Raw genomic sequence first — 2459 nt, 5'->3', positions numbered from 1 at the left:
GCGAAGCATCGAACCCGGAATCTCGAGATTCCGGGTCTGGCGCTTGCGCGCCATCCCGGAATGACGGTGTACCAGACTCCTCAGGGGATAACTCCCCGCCCCGGCATTGGCCCTTGCCCCCCCAGCCATCCCCGCCTATAGCTCTCGTTTTAATGACATCGAAATCGACCTTCGTCCTCGGCCACCGGCATTTGCTGGGCATCGAGGGCCTTTCCGCGGCCGACATCACCGGCCTGCTCGACCTGTCCGAAGAATATGTCGAGCTCAACCGCCAGGTTGACAAGAAGCGCACCGTCCTGCGTGGACGGACGCAGGTGAACCTCTTCTTCGAGGCCTCCACCCGGACTCAATCCTCGTTCGAGCTCGCCGGCAAACGGCTTGGCGCCGACGTCATGAACATGTCGGTGTCCTCCTCGTCCATCAAGAAGGGCGAGACGCTGGTCGACACCGCGATGACGCTCAACGCCATGCACCCGGATATCCTGGTGGTTCGGCATCACGCCTCAGGCGCGGTGGAACTGCTGGCCCGCAAGGTTGACGGTTCCGTGATCAATGCCGGCGACGGCGCGCACGAGCACCCGACCCAGGCGCTGCTCGACGCCCTGACCATCCGCCGCAACAAGGGCCGGATCGAGGGCCTCGTGGTCGCGATCTGCGGCGACGTGCTGCATTCGCGTGTGGCCCGCTCCAACATCATCCTGCTCAACACCATGGGCGCCCGCGTCCGCGTCGTCGGCCCCTCCACGCTGCTGCCGCCCGGCATCGAGCGGATGGGGGTCGAGGTTGCGCGCGACATGCGCGAGGGGCTCAACGGCGCCGATATCGTCATGATGCTGCGGCTCCAGCGCGAGCGCATGAACGGCTCCTTCGTGCCGTCGACCTCCGAATATTTCAACTATTTCGGGCTGGACCAGAAAAAGCTCGCTTATGCCAAGCCGGACGCTCTCGTCATGCATCCCGGCCCGATGAACCGCGGCGTCGAGATCGACACCGCGGTCGCCGACGGCGCGCAATCGCTGATCCGCGAACAGGTCGAGATGGGCGTGGCGGTGCGGATGGCCGTGCTCGAAGCGCTCGCCCGCAATTTGCCGAACGCGTGATGCTCATGCTGACTGACCGCCGTCCCATCCTGCTCGCCAACGCCCGCGTCGTCGATCCCAGCAGGGATTTCGACGGCCCCGGCGATGTCCTGATTGCCGACGGCATCATCCGCGAGACCCGCCGCGGCATCGGCGCTGCCGGCGTCCCCGAGGGCACCGACGTCGTCAACTGCGCCGGGAAGATCGTGGCCCCGGGCCTGATCGACATGAAAGCTTTCGTCGGCGAGCCCGGCTACRGCCATCGCGAGACCTTTGCCTCCGCGAGCCAGGCGGCCGCGACCGGCGGCATCACCACCATCATCTGCCAGCCCGATACGGAGCCCGTCATCGACAATTCGGCGACGGTGGACTTCGTGATGCGCCGCGCCCGCGACACCGCGATCGTCAACATCCAGCCGATGGCGGCGCTGACCAAGGGCATGCGCGGCGAGGAGATGACCGAGTTCGGCCTCCTGAAGGCAGCCGGCGCCATCGCCTTCAGCGACGGCGACAGAAGCGTCACCAACGCCCAGGTGATGCGCCGGGCCCTGACCTACGCGCGCGATTTCGACGCGCTGATCGTGCATCACACGGAAGATCCCGATCTCGTCGGCGAAGGCGTGATGAACGAGGGCGAGTTCGCCTCGCGGCTCGGCCTGATGGGCATTCCGAACGCAGCGGAAGCCGTGATGCTGGAACGCGACATGCGCCTCGTCGCGCTGACCGGCGGCCGCTATCACGCGGCGTCGCTGTCCTGCATCGACTCGCTCGAGGTCCTGAGGCGCGCCCGCGACGCCGGGATCGCCGTCAGCGCCTCGGTCTCGATCAATCATCTCGCGCTGAACGAGAACGATATCGGGCCCTACCGCTCGTTCCTGAAGCTGTCGCCGCCGCTGCGCACCGAGGACGACCGCCGCGCGCTGGTCGCAGCCGTCGCCTCCGGCCTCATCGACGTCATCATGTCCGACCACAATCCGCAGGACGTCGAGGTCAAGCGCCTGCCGTTCGCGGAAGCCGCTCCCGGCGCCGTCGGGCTCGAGACCATGCTGCCTGCCGGCCTGCGGCTGATGCACAATGGCGAGCTGGACCTGAAGACGCTGATCCGGGCGATGTCGACCCGGCCGGCCGAAATTCTGGGGCTGTCAGGCGGAACCCTGCGCACGGGTAGCCCGGCGGATGTGATCGTGATCGATCCCGACGTCCCCTGGGTGGTCGATCCCGCCGAGCTCAAATCGCCCTGCAAGAACACCCCGTTCGACGAGGCCCGCTTTACAGGCCGCGTGGTGCGCACCATTGTCGGCGGACGGACGGTCTACGAGCATGTCTAGGGTGACGGTATTGGGTGTCGCCCTGCACCGCGGCAGCGGATCGGGACAGGAT

2 protein-coding genes are annotated in these 2459 nt (G+C 66.7%); both read left to right on the top strand.

The window, feature by feature from the left end:
* Window positions 1–152 precede the first annotated feature (152 nt).
* Window positions 153–1100 (top strand): aspartate carbamoyltransferase catalytic subunit, encoded by a 948-nt coding sequence (locus tag AC1D00_RS36495; RefSeq protein WP_014494716.1) that lies wholly within the window; start codon window positions 153–155, stop codon window positions 1098–1100.
* 5 nt (window positions 1101–1105) lie between these two features.
* Window positions 1106–2407: a dihydroorotase gene (locus AC1D00_RS36490; RefSeq protein WP_477014007.1), complete on the top strand. Its 1302-nt coding sequence runs from the start codon at window positions 1106–1108 to the stop codon at window positions 2405–2407.
* Window positions 2408–2459: the final 52 nt, after the last annotated feature.

The sequence above is a fragment of the Bradyrhizobium sp. P2_E8 genome, from assembly GCF_056403875.1.
This window is presented reverse-complemented; position numbering and strand designations above follow the sequence as displayed.

Excerpts from the sequence above, each read along its gene's own strand:
- AC1D00_RS36495 (WP_014494716.1), top strand. The coding sequence starts at position 153 with ATGACATCGAAATCGACCTTCGTCCTCGGCCACCGGCATTTGCTGGGC.